The sequence below is a fragment of the Ruegeria sp. CE9 genome, assembly GCF_056537425.1.
In genome coordinates this window covers 1-583 of sequence record NZ_JBQFRO010000130.1, presented here as the reverse complement: position 1 = coordinate 583, position 583 = coordinate 1, and the positions used below count along the sequence as shown (strand labels likewise).

Annotated in this window: 1 protein-coding gene; it reads left to right on the top strand. The window is 55.6% G+C overall.

What is annotated here, in order from left to right:
• Window positions 1–91: 91 nt before the first annotated feature.
• On the top strand, window positions 92–583 hold a 492-nt coding region (locus ACR0B3_RS24470; protein ID WP_480811307.1), incomplete at its 3' end, for an aminotransferase class IV.

Sequence of the window (583 nt, the reverse complement as noted above, 5' to 3'; positions counted from 1 at the left end):
GCGAAATATTATGTCCAAAACGGCCGTATTTTGCACAACATTTGCAAACTGGCGCAGATATGCGCCCTGAAGGAAAGATGGGATTGGAAAGATGAGCGGCACCTACGATAACCGCGATGGGAAAATCTGGCTGGATGGGGCTTTGGTCGATTGGCGCGAGGCCAATGTGCATATTCTGACCCATGCGATGCATTATGCATCTTCCGTCTTTGAGGGCGAGCGCGCCTATGGTGGCAAAATTTTCCTCAGCCGCGCTCATTCCGAACGGCTGCATTTTTCCGCAGGCCAATTGGACTTCGAAATTCCATTTACTGTTGACCAAATTGAGGCAGCCAAGGCCGAGGTTCTCGCGGCCAATGGCCTGAGCGATGCCTATGTGCGCGCGGTTGCGTGGCGCGGCGCGGGTGAGGATATGGGTGTCTCCTCTCGCCGTAACCCCGTTCGTTTGGCCATCGCGGCATGGGGCTGGGGCAATTACTATGGGGATGCAAAAACCAAAGGCGCCAAACTTGATATAGCGCGTTGGAAACGCCCCTCGCCCGAAACGGCGCCAAGCCATGCCAAGGCCGCAGGCCTGTATATG